The sequence below is a fragment of the Aestuariispira insulae genome (assembly GCF_003385955.1).
GTDB classification, from domain to species: domain Bacteria; phylum Pseudomonadota; class Alphaproteobacteria; order UBA8366; family Aestuariispiraceae; genus Aestuariispira; species Aestuariispira insulae.
Genome location: NZ_QRDW01000012.1, coordinates 39,987 through 57,681, shown reverse-complemented (window position 1 = coordinate 57,681; position 17,695 = coordinate 39,987). Strand labels below are relative to the sequence as shown.

Below are 17,695 nucleotides of genomic sequence, written 5' to 3'. Positions count from 1 at the left end.
GTTTTTGAAGGTTTGAACGATGAACCATTTTGAATATCGCGACGGCATACTGCATGCCGAAGATGTTGCCATTTCCGCCATTGCCGAGGCGGTGGGCACGCCGTTCTATGTTTATTCAACAGCGACTTTGGAACGCCATTACCGGGTTTTTGCCGATGCCTTTTCTCAAGAAGGCCTGGATGCCCTGGTCTGTTATGCGGTCAAGGCCAACTCCAACCTGTCCGTGATTCGGACCCTGGCCCAGTTGGGCGCAGGCGCGGATGTTGTTTCCGAGGGAGAGTTGCGACGGGCCCTGGCGGCCGGTGTGCCGCCGGAAAAAATTGTGTTTTCAGGGGTCGGCAAAACCGTTTCTGAGCTGGAGTTTGCGCTTAACGCCGGGATCCTTGAGATCAATGTGGAAAGCCTGCCGGAATTGGAGATGTTGTCCGATACCGCGCAGCGGCTTGGCAGGGAAGCCCATGTGGCGATCCGGGTCAATCCGGATGTGGATGCCAAAACCCATGAAAAAATCGCCACCGGCAAAAAAGAAAATAAGTTCGGCATCGACATTGAATATGCCGGGCAAATCTATGCCCGAGCGGCCAACCTGCCGGGGATCAAGCCGGTATCAATCGCCGTGCATATCGGGTCCCAACTGACGAGCTTGGATCCCTATCGGGCGGCCTTCGCCAAACTGGCGGAAACTGTGGAGACCCTGCAGAAGCAGGGGATCGGCATTGAGCGGCTGGATCTGGGCGGTGGCTTGGGGATTCCCTATGATGCCAGCGATTCCGAGCCGCCCCTGCCCAGCGACTATGCCAAGGTTGTCCGCGAGTCTGTCGGGCATCTTAATCTGCCGATCATGTTGGAACCCGGCCGCCTGATCGTTGGGAATTCCGGCCTGCTGGTGACCGAGGTTATTCTGGAAAAAGTGGGTGAAACCAGGCGTTTTGTGATCGTTGATGCCGCGATGAACGATTTGATCCGGCCGTCGCTATATGACGGGCATCATGAAATCATGCCGGTGCGGGAACCCGCCGAGAATGCGCAAAAATCGGCTGCCGATGTTGTCGGTCCGGTCTGTGAAAGCGGGGATACCTTTGCCAAGAATCGTCAGCTCCCGCCGCTCGATCATGGTGATCTGGTGGCTTTCGGGTCGGCGGGTGCTTACGGTGCAGTGATGGCATCGACCTACAATACCCGGCTTCTGGTGCCGGAAGTTTTGGTCAAGGGTGATCAATTTGCTGTAATCCGCCCAAGACAGACGTATGAAGAGCTGTTAGCATTGGACCATATGGCGGAGTGGCTCGACTGAGGTTCCTGCCGCATCGTCCATTGTGAAGGCAGCAATGGAGAAGAAGGCATGGATTATGCGCCAGTGATTGCAGTGGTCGGGCGATACCGCTTTCTGCTTGTCTTGGCTGTCTTGTTATTCCAGGCCCTCTCCACGGCTTTATGGCGTCCGTTTTTCCTAACGTTGTTTCTGGCTGGCTGGTTGATCCTGCTGGGTGAAATGGGCGGTGCCTTTTGGCTGGCCTGGATCGGGCTGGTGATGAATGCCGCTGCCATCCTTTGGACCATGGTTCTCGGGGTGCGGCGGTTCCATCCTCCCAGCAGTGAAGATGTGTTGCGTCACTTGGAGGAAACCAACGGTCTGGCAAATCGGCCTCTGCGTGGTTTGGCCGACCATGCCGCTAGTACGGAAGAGCCGACCTCGCGCCTTTTATGGCATCGCCATATCCAGAAACTGGTGGCCACCATCGGGCGGCTGGAATTCCATTTTCCAGCCCCTTTGCTGTCCAATCGGGATCCCTATGCATTGAGGTTTCTTGCGCTGTTGATCCTGTTTGTCGGTTTTTCCGTGACCGAAGGGCCATTGGGCAGCCGTCTTGGTGCGGCATTCAAGGGCGGCGGGCTGAATGTGCCGGCCGGTGAAATGATCACTCTGGACGCTTGGGTTGAGCCGCCTGATTACACCCGTATCCCGCCGATATTGCTGGACCGCGATGGCCGCAAGCGCGCCCAAGCCGGTGAGGAAGAAACCGGTTCCGGATCAGATTTGGCCAAGCGCCAGGCGGATCTGGTGGTGGTGCCGGAGGGCAGTGAGATGGTTCTCCGGGTGAGCCAATCGGGCGAAGTGCCGAGTTTTCTGTCACCTGAAAATGCTGGGCAGGCCTTCACCCGAGAGGCAGAGGGGCAGTTTGCATTCCGCGCGACGCTGGATGCGGATGGCGATTATCGGGTCGACGTGGATGGCGACATTCTAGCGCAATGGTCCGTGCGGGTTTTGCCGGATCAGGCGCCAAGCGCGGCCTTCAAGGGACCAGTCCAAATCACATTGAGGGATTCCATTCTGGTTTCTTATCTGGCGCAGGATGATTATGGCGTGGCTGATCTGGTTCTCAGGCTGCGCCAGAGCGGACGTCCCGACGGACCTGTTGAAGAATTTCCCCTGCCGGCCGGCTTTGGCAGTCGGTCTGTCCTGGACAGCAGCCACTATCTTGACCTGACGCCGCATCCTTGGGCCGGGCTTCAGGTGTTGGCGACCCTGGTGGCGGTGGATGACCGCGGCCAGACCGGGGAGAGCGCGGTTATGGCGATTCTGCTGCCCCAGAGGGTCTTCACCCATCCTGTTGCCCGAGTGATCATCGAACAGCGCCGCCTGCTGGCCGCAGGTGAGGAAACGCCTTCTGCCGTCGGTCGCAACCTGCATGCCCTTGCCTGGAATGCGGAAGCTTATCATCACGATATGACGGTTTTTCTAACCTTGGATGTGGTGGCGGCCAGGCTGCATCACCGCAAGGTCGAGCCACAGATCCCATCCGTCCTGTCTTTACTCTGGAAGGTGGCGCTGCGCTTGGAGGATGGTGAGGTATCTCTCGCGGCGCAGGAACTTGAAGCGGCGGAAAAAGCCCTGCTGGAAGCATTGAAGGATGGGGCCGAACAGGAGCTGATCGACCAACTCATGAACCAGATGGAACAGGCGATGTCGCGCTATCTGGAGGCCCTGGCCCAGCAGATGCAGCAGGAGATGGAAGAAAATGGTGAAAGCATCCGCGATGTGTCCAATGCCCAACAGCTGACCGGGCAGAATATCCAGGAAATGATGGATAAGATCCGCGAGCTTTTGCGCATGGGCATGGTGGATGAGGCCCAGAAGATGCTCGCGGAACTGCGGGAAATGATGCAAAATCTGCGTGCCGCGCCAAGCCCCTTCGCCTCCGGTGAGGGCAAGGAGGCGTTGGACATGCTTAAAGATCTCTATAACCTTATGGAACAGCAACAAAACCTGCTGGAAGACACGCATGACCAGGCGATGGGGCGCGAGCGTCAACCTGGTGAAGGGTCAAGCGATCCTGGCTCTATGAGCCCGCAGGAACAGGCCGCCCGCCAGGAACAATTACGCCGTCAGCTTCAGTCCTTGGGGGACCGCATCGGGGATATGCTGGGGGATGTGCCGCCCTCAATGGGCGAGGCGGGCGATTCCATGGGGGATGCCTCCCAGGCGTTGGGCGAGGGGCGCACCCACAGGGCTGCAAAATCCCAAGGCAATGCCCTGAACCAGTTGCAGGAAAGCGCAAAGGCGGTTCAGGATGCGATTATCGAACGGTTTGGCAATGGTGGCAGCAGCCCGCAGGTCATGCAGGGGGAAGCCGAAGGCAGTGGTCGTGACCCGTTTGGCCGGGTGCCCAACGCGGGGAATCAGGGCAATGGTGCCGGAGAGACCGAAATCCCGGATGCCGGTGATATTGAGCGTGCGCGCCAGATCCGGGACGAATTGCGCCGCCGGTCCGGTGATCAGGACAGGCCACCGGTGGAACTGGACTATATCGAGCGATTGCTCAAGCCGTTTTAACAGGCTGGCTTGACCCGGAAGTCAAGCAGGAATGTGCAGAAGCTTGTTGCCAATAGTCGGCTTTATTGTGAACTGCTTTCGTCCTGTTCCGGCATGGACGCTTCACCATCCATTGGCATTTTTTCGTTTTCCAGCATATGGGCTTCTTCATCCGTCACAAAGGTGACGTTGAGATTGACCGCACCGCGTGGCGGATTCACCACTCGGGTTTCATAGGCAACGCTTTCCCCTGGCAGTGCCTCGGTATTTATCGCCTCGAATACCCAAACATGGATGGCTTCATTTTGCGTGTTCAGCAGGATGCCTTTGATTTTGGGAATGACGATTGGTTCGTCCGTCACATTTGTGGCCGTGCCTGAGATGACCAAGGTTGTTTCCTCGCCTGTGATTTCCCGGTCGACCGTGGGCTGAGGCAGATCCAGGCCATTGCCCAGAATAGAGATCTCGATCCCCAGGCTGGTATAGACCTTTTTCAGGGGCGGATAGCTCTCGACCAGGCCGAATCGCAGGAAATATCCCAGAATGCCGAAAACAACGATAAACACACCAAGGGCGGCCCAGGCAATCAGCGGGCCTTTGGAATCGGTCCTTCCCGAAGCCCTTTGCGGTTGAAATCCTTCTGGTGGTATCGGGGGCAGATCATCACCGATTTCCAGATGCGGTTCCGGCGGTGGCGGCGGTGGTAGGTCCTCTTCCATAGGCGCATCTTCGGCCGACGGAGCTTCCGGCTCAGGCTCAGGCTCCGGTTCTGGCGCGGCGGCGGGCGGCGGCGGTGGCGGCGGTGCCGGTTCGGGTTCCGGTTCGGGCTCCGGGGGCGCTACGGGCGGCGGCGGTGGCGGCGGTGCGGCTGCGGCCGTTGGTGCAGGGGCAGCAGGGGGGGCTGCGGCTGCCGGAGCTGCCGTTGCTTGCGGCTCGGGATCCGCATGCCACCTGTGGCTGCATTTGGCGCATTTCACAGACCGGCCTTCCGGCGGAATGGCATTAGGATTGACCTTGAACTTGGTCGCGCAGTTGGGACAGCTTAAGATCATGATCCACTCAACGCCTGTTCTTGCACTTTGCTTGCGTCTTCTCTTTTGGCTTCGGTATGCATACTGGTCACGGATGGCACCTTGTCGCATCGCCGGGCCGGGTCGACACCGGGTATGAATATTTTATATTGGCACACCTGATGACGTGCAATTAGTTTTCATAACAGTGATTACGCCATTTTGTGGTTCTCTTTGTCAACGGACACATATATTTAGAGGAAGCACCGCAGGCATTGCAGAGGGTAAAGGTCCGCTGACCGGGCCGTTTGGGACAGGAATATGATTCGATTTGAAAATGTTGGAATGCGCTACGGAGCCGGCCCCGAGGTGCTGCGTGACGTCACTTTCCAACTGGAGCCGGGCTCCTTCAGTTTCCTGACAGGCCCCAGTGGTGCTGGAAAATCCTCCCTGCTGAAGCTGATGTATCTGGCGCACCGGCCCAGCCGCGGTCTGGTGACCCTGTTCGATCGGGATACCTCTACAATCCATCGTAAGGCGTTGCCGACCCTGCGCCGCAAAATCGGCGTGGTTTTCCAGGATTTCCGCCTGATGGAGCATATGAGCACCTTTGACAATGTGGCGCTGCCGCTGCGGGTCAAAGGGGTGTCCGAGGACCGGTTGAAAAAACATGTGACAGAATTGTTGGCCTGGGTTGGCCTGAAAGATCAGATCAATGCCAAGCCAGCCACTCTTTCTGGTGGCCAGCAGCAGCGGGTTTCGATCGCGCGCGCGGTTATAAGCCGACCTAAACTGCTGCTGGCGGATGAGCCGACAGGGAATGTGGATGATGAAATCGCGGTGCGCCTTTTGTATTTGTTTGAGGAATTGAACCGGATGGGCACGACCGTGATGATCGCGACCCATAACCAGAGTTTGATCGACCGGTTCCAGCATCCGGTTTTTCATCTCGAAAATGGTGAACTCACGGCCCTTGATCCGATCCAGCCGCCGCAACCGGAAGAAAATCCGTTCTTCGTCAATGAAATGATGCATGGGCGGGAGGAAGGGCAATGATTTTTGCGCGCGCGACGGATATCCCCCTGGCAAGGGATCCTTCCACACGGCTGGTGCCCTGGGTCATCGGGTTCATGGTGTTCCTGGCGATCCTGGCGGTCGCCGGCGGCGTTACCCTGGCCGGCATGGCAGCAGGCTGGCAGCAAGGCCTCACGGGCAGCATGACCGTGCAGGTGCCGCCGCTTGCTGATGACAGTGATGAGGAAACTGAGCAGAGGGTGCGCCAGGCGCTGGAGGTTCTGCGCCGGACCCGCGGTCTGGGTGAAGTGAACCTGCTGCCGTCAGAGGATATGGTGGTGCTGTTGGAGCCTTGGCTGGGCGGCGGCGTGGATCCGGATTCACTACCCTTGCCCCGGTTGATTGATGTGGTGATTGATGATGCCGATGATCTGGACATGGATGATGTGCGCCGACGTTTGGCGGCAGCGGTTCCGGGGGCCGCCCTGGATGATCATCAATTGTGGCGTGAACGCATGGTCGGATTCCTTGAACTGCTCCAGCTTGTGGCCTGGAGTGTGGTTGCGGTCGTGGCGGCCTGCGCGATCGTGATGGTTGTTTTTGCCACAAGAAGTGGCCTCGCCGCCCATCGGCGTGTGATCGAGACTCTGCATTTGATCGGTGCGCGTGACGGCTATATCGCACGGCAGTTTCAACTGCATGCAACCCGCTCTGCCTTTAAGGGGAGTTTGGTTGGGGCGCTTTTTGGCACGGGCATCATTTTCGGGCTCTTGCAGATGGCCCATGCCATGGGTAACACAGCATCCAGCCTGGCTGTTTTCGGCTGGCAACAATGGCTGATCCTGACCCTGGTGCCGATCCTCGGGATCACGATTACCGCGCTGACCGCCCGTGTTACGGTGATGCAGGCCCTGAGTAGGCTGGTTTGAATCCATGTTTGGCAAACGACGTCCCAGAAAGACCAGTATCGCCGGCAGCCTGATCATCTTTGCGGCCATATCCTGGATTGTCGGATTACTGTTTTTTGTGGCGGCCATTCCGGACAAGGTCACGGATGACGGCAGCAAGTCCGAGGCGATCGTGGTCTTGACCGGCGGTTCCATGAGGTTGGAAACGGGTCTGGATCTTCTATCAAAGGGGGCAGCGGACAAATTATTCGTTTCTGGCGTCCATCGCGGGGTGGATGTGGCGGAGCTGCTGAGGGTTTCCCGCCAGAGTCCAGGCAAATTGGATTGTTGTATTGCGCTTGGCTATGAAGCGAGTGATACCCATGGAAATGCGGTCGAGACGGCCAACTGGGTTCGGGAAAACGGTTTTAAGAAGGTGCGTCTGGTGACAGCCAGTTATCACATGCCGCGCAGTCTTCTTGAACTCAGGCATGTCATGCCGGAACTGGAGGTGCAGCCGCATCCGGTGTTTCCGGATCATGTAAAAACCGACAGCTGGTACCGCTGGCCGGGCACGGCTGCGTTGCTGGTCGGGGAATATCTGAAACTGCTTTTGATGCCAATGCGTTGGCTCTGGATCGACCTTGTCGGTTAAACGCATCGTGATATTCCGATTTTCATGATGTCCGCGGTCTCTTGGTTTTTAGGCTGCGGCCTGATAAACCGGCAATATCGATTGATTCGGGATGTATGGGTGGAATGAAGCTTATAAGATCGATCCTGTTTGCCGTCTTTTTCTATCTGACGACAAGTACGCTGTGCATACTCTATATTCCAGCCATCCTGTTGCCGCGTCCTGTTTTTGCCAGGATGGTTGTTTTTTGGTGCTGGTGCATCACGGGGATCGCCTCCCTGTTTGGCGGGATGCGGTACCGGGTGATTGGGCGTGAAAATATCCCGTCAGGACCGGTGATTTTTGCCGCCAAGCATCAATCCGCCTGGGAAACCATTTCACTGGGCGTGATCCTGCCGGATGTTGCTTTCGTGCTGAAAAAGGAATTGCTGCGCATTCCGTTATTTGGCTGGTATCTGGGCAAGATGCAGAATATCGCGGTTGACCGGTCGGCGGGGGCTTCCGCCCTGAAGGATCTGGTGGCCCAGGCGAAAAAACTGATCGCTGACAATCGGTCGGTGTTGATTTTCCCGCAGGGGACCCGCATGGCCCCAGGGGATAAGACCAGTCCCTATCTGCCGGGCATTGCGGCGGCCTACACCAACCTTGAGGTTCCGGTTGTGCCGGTTGCGTTGAATTCCGGCATGTTCTGGCGGCGGCATGGTTTTATGAAAAACCAGGGTGTCATCACGGTCGAATTCCTGCCCGCCATCCAGCCCGGTTTGAACCGTCGTGAATTCATGAAACAGCTGGCGGACAGCATTGAACCGGCGACCGAAGCGCTGGAAATCGAGGCGGCTGAGAAATACCGCATTCCTTATGTGCCGGTAACAGAAGACGGGCCGGAAACCTGATCTATATGGTATCTAGTTATGGTCGGTGCGGTTTGTGGATAACTCTGTGGGTTTTACAGCCACTTTCGTGATCCAAACAGACATTTTTCCGGATTCCAACAACTTGTAACATTTCTTTCATCAATTTGGTGAAGACCGTATTCCCTCTGATACGTTGACTTGGCACACTGCGCACCTCTAACATGATAGGGCTGTAAGTCCTAGATTTTCTGGTGTTTTGACCGCTCGCCCCTGGTTTCCAGGTCTGGTGGGTGCATGTCGAGGAGGCACGGGCATGGATGAAACCGCTTTTGCGCGTTTGATCTGGGATATGAAATACCGCTTGAAGCGGCCCGACGGCACGCCTGTGGACAATTCGGTTGAAGACAGCTGGTTCCGGATCGCGGAAGCGTTGTCCGCGGTTGAAGTGGGCGGCAAACGTGTGCGTCAGACCTGGAGCCGGAAATTTGCCGCCGCCCTGGCCGACTATCGGTTTCTGCCAGCCGGCCGGATCTGGGCGGGGGCCGGCACACAGCGATCAGTGACTCTGTTCAATTGCTTTGTCATGGGGCAACTGCCGGATGATCTCAACGGATTGTTCGAGCATCTGCGCGAAGCGGCGCTCACCATGCAGCAGGGCGGCGGGATCGGCTATGATTTTTCCACCATCCGTCCGCGTGGCGCACCGGTCAGCGGCGTTGGTGCCGATGCCAGCGGTCCGGTCTCCTTCATGGATGTCTGGGATTCCATGTGTGCCACCATCATGAGTGCCGGTACAAGACGCGGGGCGATGATGGCGACACTGCGCTGTGATCATCCCGATATTGAAGAATTCATTCATGCCAAGCAACAAAAGGGGCGGCTGACCAATTTCAATATGTCTGTCACAGTGACGGATGCCTTCATGGCGGCGGTGGAGGAAGACCGGCCCTGGGATCTGGTTTTTGAGGGGCATAGTTATCGGAGCCTGCGCGCGCGGGATCTTTGGGATCAGATCATGCGGGCAACCTATGATTATGCGGAACCGGGCGTGATCTTCATCGACCGGATCAATGCGCGCAACAATCTGAGCTATTGCGAGACCATCGCGGCAACCAACCCCTGCGGCGAACAGCCCCTGCCGCCCTATGGGGCTTGCCTCTTGGGGTCGATCAACTTGGCTGCCCTGGTGCGCGATCCGTTTACGGCCAAAGCCCGGTTGGATGAAGCGGCCCTGGAAAAACTGGTGCCGATAGTGGTGCGCATGCTGGATAATGTGATTGACGTCTCCCGTTTTCCCCTGCGGGAGCAGGAGAGGGAGGCGAAGGCCAAGCGGCGCATCGGTTTGGGGGTCACGGGTTTGGCCGATGCCTTCATCCAATGCCGTGCGCGGTATGGCTCGCCGGAATCGATAGATCTGATGAAACGCTGGTTTACCCGGATCCGGGATCAGGCCTATCTGGCATCCGCGGATATCGCGGCGGAAAAAGGTTCCTTCCCCCTGTTTGACCAAGAGGCATTTTTGGCGGGGGAAAATATTCGAAACCTGCCGGATAAGGTCCGCAAGGTGATCGCCAAGAAGGGGATACGGAATGCTCTGGTGACTTCGATCGCGCCCACTGGCACCATTTCGCTTGTGGCGGGCAATGTCTCTTCCGGCATTGAGCCGGTTTTTGCCTTTTGCCACCACCGACGGGTCCTTTTGCCGAACGGCGAGGCGGAAGAACATGAAGTGGTAAACCATGCCTACGCGTTGTTCCGGGAAAAATTTGGCGAAGAAACGGCTCTGCCGGACTATTTTGTCGATGCCCAGTCGCTGGCGCCGGAGGATCATCTCAAAATACAGGCAGTGGCCCAGGATTATATCGACAGCTCGATTTCAAAAACGATCAACCTGCCGGAGGAAACCTCTTTCACGGCTTTCAAGGATATCTATAGCGAAGCCTATCGGTTGGGTTGCAAGGGCTGTACCACCTATCGACCCAACCCTGTTACCGGGGCGGTGCTGTCCACCAAGCCGGAACCTGTCAAACAGGCGGGCTTGTTGCCGGTGATCACCCAACAGGAACGTGGCGATATTGTGCATCTGACCCAGCCGCTGGACCGGCCGGAAGCCCTTGAAGGCCGCACCTATAAACTAAAATGGCCGGAGAGCGACCATGCAATCTATATCACGCTCAATGACCTGATCGAGGGCGGGCGGCGGCGACCGTTCGAGGTCTTCATCAATTCCAAGAATATGGAACATTATGCCTGGACCGTGGCGCTGACCCGGATGATTTCGGCGGTGTTCCGGCGCGGCGGCGATGTGGCCTTCGTGGTGGAGGAATTGAAGGCGGTGTTTGATCCTCGCGGCGGCTATTGGCTGGGGGGTAAATATGTGCCAAGCCTGCTGGCGGCGATCGGCGGGGTGATTGAACAACATATGATCGAGATTGGTTTTCTGACCGCGGAAGGCGGCAGCATGCTGACCGAGCAGGCGGAAAAGCGCATTGCCCTGGAGCGGGGCGAGATCGGTGATCGGCCACCCGGACGGCAATGTCCGAGATGCCTGTCACCGGGATTGATCCATCAGGAAGGCTGCGACACCTGCCCCAGCTGCGGCTGGTCGAAATGCAGCTGATCGGTTTTTCCAGCTGACCGGTTTTTATTGACAGAAAATTCACTTCGGCCTTACAGTCTGGTCCGTGCCGGGGCGATGGCGTCGCTCCAAAAGCACCCTTTCATCACATGATGATCACGTCCTGTACGCCCGGATGACAATGCCGGGCGGCTCTGTCTCCCGTCCGGCCAGACGTGGAGACGATGATGTCAAACATTGCCAATCGCCCGGATACCTTTATCAGCCATAATGGCGGCAAGGCCCCGCTGCCCTTCAGTGAGGCGGAATATGGTCGCCGCCTGGCCAGCCTGCGCGCTATCATGGCGGCACAAGATATTCCGGCTGTCCTGCTCACATCCATGCATAACATCGCCTATTATTCCGGCTTCCTCTATTGCAGTTTCGGTCGGCCCTATGGCTGTGTGGTGACTCAGGATAAATGCACGACCCTGTCCGCGAATATTGATGGTGGCCAGCCCTGGCGCCGTTCGGTCGCTGATAATGTGATCTATACCGACTGGCGCCGGGACAATTACTGGCGTGCGGTCCGGGATCTGGTCGGGCCGGTCAAGCGGATCGGAATCGAAGGGGATCATCTGACATTGGCGGCCAGGAAGACATTGGATGCGATGCTGGATGCGCCGGAAATTATGGATATCGCACCGGCCACCATGCAGGCCCGTATGCTGAAATCGGATGAGGAAATGGTTCTGATCCGGGAAGGCGCACGCATCGCCGATATTGGCGGTGAAGCAATCCATGCGGCCATTGCAGAGGGCGCGCGTGAAATTGACGTTGCCATGGCCGGGCGTGACGCCATGGAACGTGAGATTGCCCGGGCCCATCCCGACAGTGAACTGCGCGATACCTGGGTCTGGTTCCAGTCTGGTCTCAACACCGACGGGGCCCATAACCCGGTGACCACAAGGCGGCTGGAACAGGGCGATATCCTCTCGCTCAACTGTTTTCCGATGATTTCAGCCTATTACACCGCGCTGGAACGCACCTTGTTCCTGGGTGAGCCGGATGCGGACAGTCTGCGCCTGTGGCAGGCCAATGTGGCGGCCCATGAATTGGGCCTCTCCCTGATCAAGCCGGGCATAAGCTGTGCCGAGATCTGTGACGAGCTGAACCGGTTCTTTGCGGATGAAGGCCTGTTGCAATATCGGAGCTTCGGCTATGGCCATTCTTTTGGTGTGCTCAGCCATTATTATGGCCGGGAAGCAGGCCTGGAGCTGCGCGAGGATATCGATACTGTGCTGGAACCGGGCCATGTGGTTTCCATGGAGCCTATGCTCTGGGTGCCGGAAGGCGAACCCGGTGCCGGTGGCTATCGCGAGCATGACATTTTGATTGTCGGCGAAGAAGGGGCGGAGAATATTACCAAATTCCCTTATGGGCCGGGACATAACATCCTCTAATTATCATGGATCGCCATCCCGGCCAGGCGGCCGGGATGGCGTTATCCCGCTTACTGTTCCACCCATTTTGCCTGTTGATCCGCCACCTGTATCTCGGCGGTCAGGTGATGCTCGAAACCCGCATCATCGATCAGCCAATATTCCACCGTGATCCGGTCCGTTTCGGCCCTTGTGGCAAAGAAGGATTGCGGCTGCTCGAAAACGCTGTCTCCTTCGATCCGGTAATCAACCACGGCTTCGGCGCAGACCGCGCCATTTTCAACGCAGACCCTTCCCTTCGTCACCCTTGCGCCGGTGCCGTTCAGCGCTGTGAAGCGCCGCCGATGGTAATACCGGTCGCGATCGTCGGTCTGTTGATATTGGAAATCTGTCAACTCAAGCCGGATGAGGGCTTTTTCAGTGGCGGTGGGCGTGTCTTCCTCACAGGCAGAGAGGGGCGCCAGCACCGCAACGATCAGCAAAAGCCGATAGCACGCCAGGGTTGGATAAAAAAGGCGGCGGAGATTGTTCATGGCTCTTTCATACCTGGATTCGGGGTATATCGCGACCGATTAATCGCGGGCCCCGAAACCGGCCTGCGGCGGATCGCAGCAGACATGCGCAATATTATTACAATGCGTTTGCCTGGACCGTGAGGGGTGGGTATAAAGCGGGTCACTGTCATACCCAGCCTTATGGAACCCGCCATGAGAGAGATCGAATATTGTGAAACCATGAAGGATGTCCGCCGCAATGTGGACCGCCTGGATGCGGAACTGATTGCACTGCTCGCAGAACGGGCGCAATATGTTGCCCAGGCCGCGCGGATCAAGGACAATCCCAATATTGTCCGGATTCCGGAGCGGATTGAGGAAGTGGTTTCCAATGTGAAACGCCTGGCTAAGGAACATGGCCTGAAGCCCGAAATCGCCGAAGCCGCCTGGCGGCCCATGGTCGATGCCTTCATCGAATTTGAGATGGAGGAATATAAGCGGATCAAGCCGGAAGAGTTTTAGGCGCGTAAGACAAGAAAAGAGAGCCGATGACTATACGCCCGGAACAATCATCAGATATCGCCGCGATCCGCGACCTCATCTTCCGGGCTTTTGAAAACCACCCCCATCATGCGCCAGGCGCACGGCCCACCGAGCATCTGATTGTTGATCGGTTGCGTGATGAGGGCGCGCTGAGCCTTTCTTTCGTGATCGACGAAGGCGACAGAATCGTCGGCCATATCGCCTTTTCCAAAGTGACCATCAATGGCGAGGACCGGGGCTGGTACGGGCTTGGCCCCGTTTCCGTGTTGCCATCTGAACAGGGCCGCGGGCTAGGCAGCGCCCTGATCCGCGAAGGCTTGGCCGAGCTGGAAGCCAGCGGGGCCGCCGGTGTGGTTTTGTTGGGCGAACCTGGTTTTTATGCCCGCTTTGGCTTCCATGCCGATGGCCGGATGATTTTGCCTAATGTGCCGGCGGAATATTTCCAGATCCTGCCCTTTGGGACGGCCGTGCCCAGCGGCCAGGTCTCCTATCACCCCGCCTTTGGTTGATTATTTTCGATATTGCACGAAGGGGGTGAGGGTCGCGAGCTTGTCGTACAGCTTGCGCGCGGTCTCGTTAAAGGATTGCGTGTTCCAATAAACCCGCTCCGCCCCGTCTTTCTCCGCCCTGTCCGAAACCGCCTCAATCAGCGCGCGCCCGGCCCCGGTGCCGCGGGCCGCCTCCGATACATAAAGATCCTCCAGGTAACAATAAGGCCCCTCCGCCCAGGTGGAGCGGTGATAGAGATAATGGGTGAAACCGATTATCTCGCCCGCCTCATTCAGGGCGGCAAATCCACTGGGGTCTTCGCCAGGGGTCATCAGGCGAGCCCAGGTCACTTCGGTCACCGCATCATCCAGATCGGTTTCGTAAAAAGTGAGATACCCCTGCCAGAGCGGGTTCCAGGCCGTACGGTCGGCGGGTTCAAGCGGGCGGATGGTGACGGACATGGGGTGCTTCCTCGGGTACTGATTTATTCAGCCGCCAAGGAATAGGGAAATTGACGCGGAGGAACAGGCCCAATTTGGGAAAACTGAGGAGGCCACTATCTGGAAGCGATTGGCTATATCGGCTCTAAGGCCTGTCACAGGTGACGGAGAGGCTGGCCCCAATCTCGGCAAGTAAGTATATTTCGTCCCTGTCAAATTCCCAATTGCCTTGTGGATCGCCGTCATAGGTGACGTGAATATTAACTGATTCAACTTTTTGTCGATCATAGGAACGAAAGATGGTCTGGCAGTGTTGGGCTAACCCACGAATTGAGTTCGAATGAATCAATAGAAGCCCGTATTCATAGACTGCGGTTTCGGAAGCTTTTTTACCATAGGCCCTTGGATCGCCGGGTGAAATCCTGTGCTGGACCGGCAAATCATTCAAACCCGGTATATCTGCCGGATCGAATTTCTCCCCAAAGAGTTCCATTGTAAATAATGGATAATCTTCGTCGTAGTTGGATGTCACGCCGCCGTGCCGCCAACAGTAAGCCCGTCCATGCGCAGGGTCGGCTGGCCGACGCCAACGGGCACACCCTGGCCGTCCTTGCCGCAGGTGCCAATGCCGGGATCGAGCGCCATGTCATTGCCGATCATCGAAACCCGCTGCATGCTTTCCGGCCCGTTGCCGATCAGGGTTGCGCCTTTTAGCGGCGCGCCCAGCTTGCCATTTTCAATTTTATAGGCTTCGGTGCAGGAAAAGACGAATTTGCCGTTGGTGATATCCACCTGGCCGCCGCCGAAATTGACCGCATAGATGCCGTCCTTGACGCTTTCCAGGATTTCCTGCGGATCCTTGTCGCCGCCCAGCATATAGGTATTGGTCATGCGCGGCATGGGCGCATGGGCGTGGGATTGGCGGCGTCCGTTGCCGGTGGCCGTCATGCCCATCAGCCGGGCATTCATCCGGTCCTGCATATAGCCTTTCAGGATGCCGTCCTCGATCAGCACGGTTTTGGCAGTCGGCGTGCCCTCATCATCGATGGTGAGCGAGCCGCGGCGGTCATGGATCGTGCCGTCATCAATCACGGTGACGCCCGGAGAGGCAACGCGCTGGCCCAGCAGGCCTGAGAAAGCCGAGGTTTTTTTGCGGTTGAAATCCCCTTCCAGCCCGTGGCCGACCGCTTCATGCAGCAAAATGCCTGGCCAGCCGGAACCCAGCACCACGGTCATCTCGCCGGCCGGAGCCGGAATCGCATCCAGATTGACCAGCGCCTGGCGCAGGGCCTCATCCACACTGGCCTGCCAGCTGGCTTCGGTCACGAACTCGCCGAAACCGACACGGCCGCCGGTGCCGTAGGAGCCGGTTTCCATCCGGTCGCCGTCAGTGACCACCACAGAGATGTTCAAACGCACCAGCGGGCGGATGTCGGCCACACGAAGGCCGCTGGGGCGCACGATCTGAACTGCCTGCCATTCCCCGGCGATGGAGGCGCTGACCTGGGAGACACGCGGGTCCTTGGCGCGGGCATAGGCATCAATCTCGCCCAGCAGCTTGACCTTTTGTTCGAAGCTGAAATCACCCAGCGGGTTTTCGTCCGTGTAGAGAATATTGTTGGTGCCGTTGGGCGCGTCGGCAAAGGTTCCCGAATGGCCGGAATGAACCGCCTGTACCGTATTAGCCGCGCGTTTCAGAGCTGCTTCGGACAGTTCGGACGAATGGGCGTAGCCGGAAACCTCGCCCGCGATCGAGCGCAGGCCGAAACCCTGTGTGGTGTCGAAATTGGCCGCCCGGATTTTGCCATCATCGAGAAACAGGCTTTCCGACTGGCAGTATTCCAGGAACAATTCGCCGTCATCGGCCCCCCGCAGGGTGTCGCTCACCAGTTTTTCCACCCGGGATTGGTCCAGACCTGTATTTTCGAAGAAAATCTGGTCGGTGCGGGCGATATTGGACATGGTTTGCTCCTGAATCACTGGAATCTGGTCGGTATCGGCGGTAAAAGCGTCGGATATCGTTAATGACTATGTGGCGCTGTTGCCGCATGATTGCAATAACTATCGCCTAGGATATACAGCCGGTCGCCAATGGGAAAGACCGCAAAATCTCAAGCGGTGAAGATCCGGGCCGCCCGTTGGGGCGTCGGTGGGAAAAAGCTGGAGACGTTATGAACGATCAGAAGAAAACCTTGCGCACTTCCCTGCCGCCGGAAATCCGCGATCACCCGCTGCGCTATGATCTCAGCAATGAAATGCATGCCCGGCCGTTTGAGAAGCTCAGCCCGCCGATGCAGATCAGCTATTATTCCATGACCACGGGCGAGGGGAACGTGGGCAAGGACCTGAAACATCTGCGGCTTTTGTGCGAGCGGCTGGGGGTTAACCCGCCGGCGGAAAATGCCAGCTATTTCCGTGCCGATTTCGGGGCCTTCCGGCTGCGCTGGGAACGGCATACGGAATTCACCACCTATACCTTCATGCGCCAGGCCAACCATGGCGAGCCGTTCCAGGAAAACCCGGTCGATTTCGTGCCGCCGGAATGGCTGGAAAGCCTGCCCGGCGACCGGATGGTCGGTGCGCACCTTTGTTTCCTGCCATCGGATTCTAAGGAGCCGGATGAGGATGACCTGCATCATTGGTTTGTCGATGAAAGTCTGCTGGGCAGCCAGATGGCGGCGGGGCTGGCGCAGTTCTGGACCGATATGCGCATCCATTCCGATGGCCATAGCCGCATCCTGATCCGCGATCAGGGCATGCATCCGGCGAAAGCAGGCAGGATGATCCAGCGTTTGTTGGAGATCGAAACCTATCGCAACATGGCGCTGCTCTCCCTGCCGCTGGCCCGATCAACGGGGCCAAAAACCGCCCATATCGATACCGCGCTTGCCGGCCTGACCAGCCGCATGGCGGAACCTGGCGAAAACACTTCCGCCGAGGATGATGGCGAGATGCTGCACGAGCTTTCAGGGCTGTCGGCCCGGATTGAACGTCTGGCGGCGGCGGCGACTTACCGGTTCAGTGCGACCCGGGCCTATTATGCACTGGTGCAATCCCGTCTGGCGGAATTAGAGGAAGAGCGCATTCCCGGCTATCAGCGTTTAAGCGAGTTTCTGGACCGGCGGCTGGCACCGGCCATGCGGACGGTGGAATCCGCCGCTGATCGGCTGGCGGATTTATCCCGGCGGGCAACAAGGGCGGCGAATTTGCTGCGCACCAGGGTGGATTTCGCGGTGCAGGAGCAAAACCAGCATCAGTTGAAGGCGGTGGCGCGCCGCTCGCAATTGCAACTGCGCCTGCAGGAAACGGTTGAAGGCCTCTCGGTCGCGGCGATTACCTATTATGCCGTCGGCCTGATGGGTTATGGCGCGAAGGCGGCGAAGACGGCGGGCCTGCCGGTGGATGTATCCCTGGTCACGGGGATTTCCATTCCCGTGATCGGCGGGCTGGTCTGGCTGGGGATGCGGCGGGTGCGCCGCGCCATCATGAAAGATGATGGTCAGGAAAGATAGTGTTC

General features: G+C 57.8%; 16 protein-coding genes. 11 read left to right on the top strand and 5 right to left on the bottom strand.

The features are described from left to right. Nucleotides 1-19 precede the first annotated feature (19 nt). Together lysA and DFP90_RS19540 are read left to right on the top strand one after the other, a co-directional pair. Nucleotides 20-1,294: a diaminopimelate decarboxylase gene (gene lysA, locus DFP90_RS19545; RefSeq protein ID WP_115938585.1), complete on the top strand. Its 1,275-nt coding sequence runs from the start codon at nt 20-22 to the stop codon at nt 1,292-1,294. A 48-nt stretch (nt 1,295-1,342) separates the two neighbouring features. Then, complete coding sequence (locus DFP90_RS19540) at nt 1,343-3,835, top strand: TIGR02302 family protein (RefSeq protein ID WP_115938583.1); 2,493 nt, start codon at nt 1,343-1,345, stop codon at nt 3,833-3,835. Nucleotides 3,836-3,897: 62 nt separating this feature from the next. Here the strand turns inward: DFP90_RS19540 and DFP90_RS19535 are convergent, their stop codons facing one another. After that, on the bottom strand, nt 3,898-4,866 hold the full coding sequence (locus tag DFP90_RS19535) for an MJ0042-type zinc finger domain-containing protein (protein WP_181905466.1): 969 nt from the start codon (nt 4,864-4,866) through the stop codon (nt 3,898-3,900). 279 nt (nt 4,867-5,145) lie between these two features. Here DFP90_RS19535 and ftsE point away from each other — a divergent pair, with 279 nt between their 5' ends. The 6 genes from ftsE (at nt 5,146) to DFP90_RS19505 (ending at nt 12,233) form a co-directional block, all read left to right on the top strand. Continuing rightward, entirely contained in the window at nt 5,146-5,880 is a 735-nt protein-coding gene (gene ftsE, locus DFP90_RS19530) for a cell division ATP-binding protein FtsE (RefSeq protein WP_115938579.1), read from the top strand. Continuing rightward, entirely contained in the window at nt 5,877-6,767 is an 891-nt protein-coding gene (locus DFP90_RS19525) for a cell division protein FtsX (RefSeq protein WP_115938577.1), read from the top strand. Before ftsE ends, DFP90_RS19525 begins: the two co-directional genes overlap by 4 nt. 4 nt (nt 6,768-6,771) lie before the next feature. Continuing rightward, nucleotides 6,772-7,380 (top strand): YdcF family protein, encoded by a 609-nt coding sequence (locus DFP90_RS19520; RefSeq protein ID WP_115938575.1) that lies wholly within the window; start codon nt 6,772-6,774, stop codon nt 7,378-7,380. A 104-nt stretch (nt 7,381-7,484) separates the two neighbouring features. Next, on the top strand, nt 7,485-8,252 hold the full coding sequence (locus tag DFP90_RS19515; protein ID WP_115938573.1) for a lysophospholipid acyltransferase family protein: 768 nt from the start codon (nt 7,485-7,487) through the stop codon (nt 8,250-8,252). Between the two features lie 274 nt (nt 8,253-8,526). Next, nucleotides 8,527-10,833: an adenosylcobalamin-dependent ribonucleoside-diphosphate reductase gene (locus tag DFP90_RS19510; RefSeq protein WP_115938571.1), complete on the top strand. Its 2,307-nt coding sequence runs from the start codon at nt 8,527-8,529 to the stop codon at nt 10,831-10,833. Nucleotides 10,834-11,015: 182 nt separating this feature from the next. After that, a complete protein-coding gene (locus DFP90_RS19505) occupies nt 11,016-12,233 on the top strand; it encodes an aminopeptidase P family protein (protein WP_245957126.1) in 1,218 nt (405 codons plus the stop codon). Between the two features lie 50 nt (nt 12,234-12,283). Here DFP90_RS19505 and DFP90_RS19500 read toward each other — a convergent pair whose 3' ends face one another. Continuing rightward, on the bottom strand, nt 12,284-12,745 hold the full coding sequence (locus tag DFP90_RS19500; protein ID WP_115938567.1) for a hypothetical protein: 462 nt from the start codon (nt 12,743-12,745) through the stop codon (nt 12,284-12,286). Between the two features lie 174 nt (nt 12,746-12,919). Between DFP90_RS19500 and DFP90_RS19495 the strand changes: the two genes are divergently transcribed. Both DFP90_RS19495 and DFP90_RS19490 read left to right on the top strand, forming a co-directional pair. Further along, nucleotides 12,920-13,228: a chorismate mutase gene (locus DFP90_RS19495; RefSeq protein ID WP_218044750.1), complete on the top strand. Its 309-nt coding sequence runs from the start codon at nt 12,920-12,922 to the stop codon at nt 13,226-13,228. 26 nt (nt 13,229-13,254) lie between these two features. Beyond that, complete coding sequence (locus DFP90_RS19490; RefSeq protein WP_115938563.1) at nt 13,255-13,758, top strand: GNAT family N-acetyltransferase; 504 nt, start codon at nt 13,255-13,257, stop codon at nt 13,756-13,758. Here DFP90_RS19490 and DFP90_RS19485 read toward each other — a convergent pair whose 3' ends face one another. The 3 genes from DFP90_RS19485 to tldD all read right to left on the bottom strand — a co-directional run bounded on the left by DFP90_RS19485 (nt 13,759) and on the right by tldD (nt 16,140). Continuing rightward, complete coding sequence (locus DFP90_RS19485; protein ID WP_115938561.1) at nt 13,759-14,199, bottom strand: GNAT family N-acetyltransferase; 441 nt, start codon at nt 14,197-14,199, stop codon at nt 13,759-13,761. Nucleotides 14,200-14,323: 124 nt separating this feature from the next. After that, the gene (locus DFP90_RS19480; protein WP_115938559.1) at nt 14,324-14,710 is read right to left on the bottom strand and encodes a hypothetical protein; all 387 of its coding nucleotides are present in this window, start codon (nt 14,708-14,710) and stop codon (nt 14,324-14,326) included. Then, nucleotides 14,707-16,140: a metalloprotease TldD gene (gene tldD / locus DFP90_RS19475; RefSeq protein ID WP_115938557.1), complete on the bottom strand. Its 1,434-nt coding sequence runs from the start codon at nt 16,138-16,140 to the stop codon at nt 14,707-14,709. The genes DFP90_RS19480 and tldD overlap by 4 nt, the downstream gene beginning before the upstream one ends. A 209-nt stretch (nt 16,141-16,349) precedes the next feature. On the opposite strand from tldD, the gene DFP90_RS19470 reads away from it, so the two are divergent. Continuing rightward, nucleotides 16,350-17,690 (top strand): DUF3422 family protein, encoded by a 1,341-nt coding sequence (locus DFP90_RS19470; protein ID WP_115938555.1) that lies wholly within the window; start codon nt 16,350-16,352, stop codon nt 17,688-17,690. The last annotated feature ends 5 nt before the right edge of the window (nt 17,691-17,695 follow it).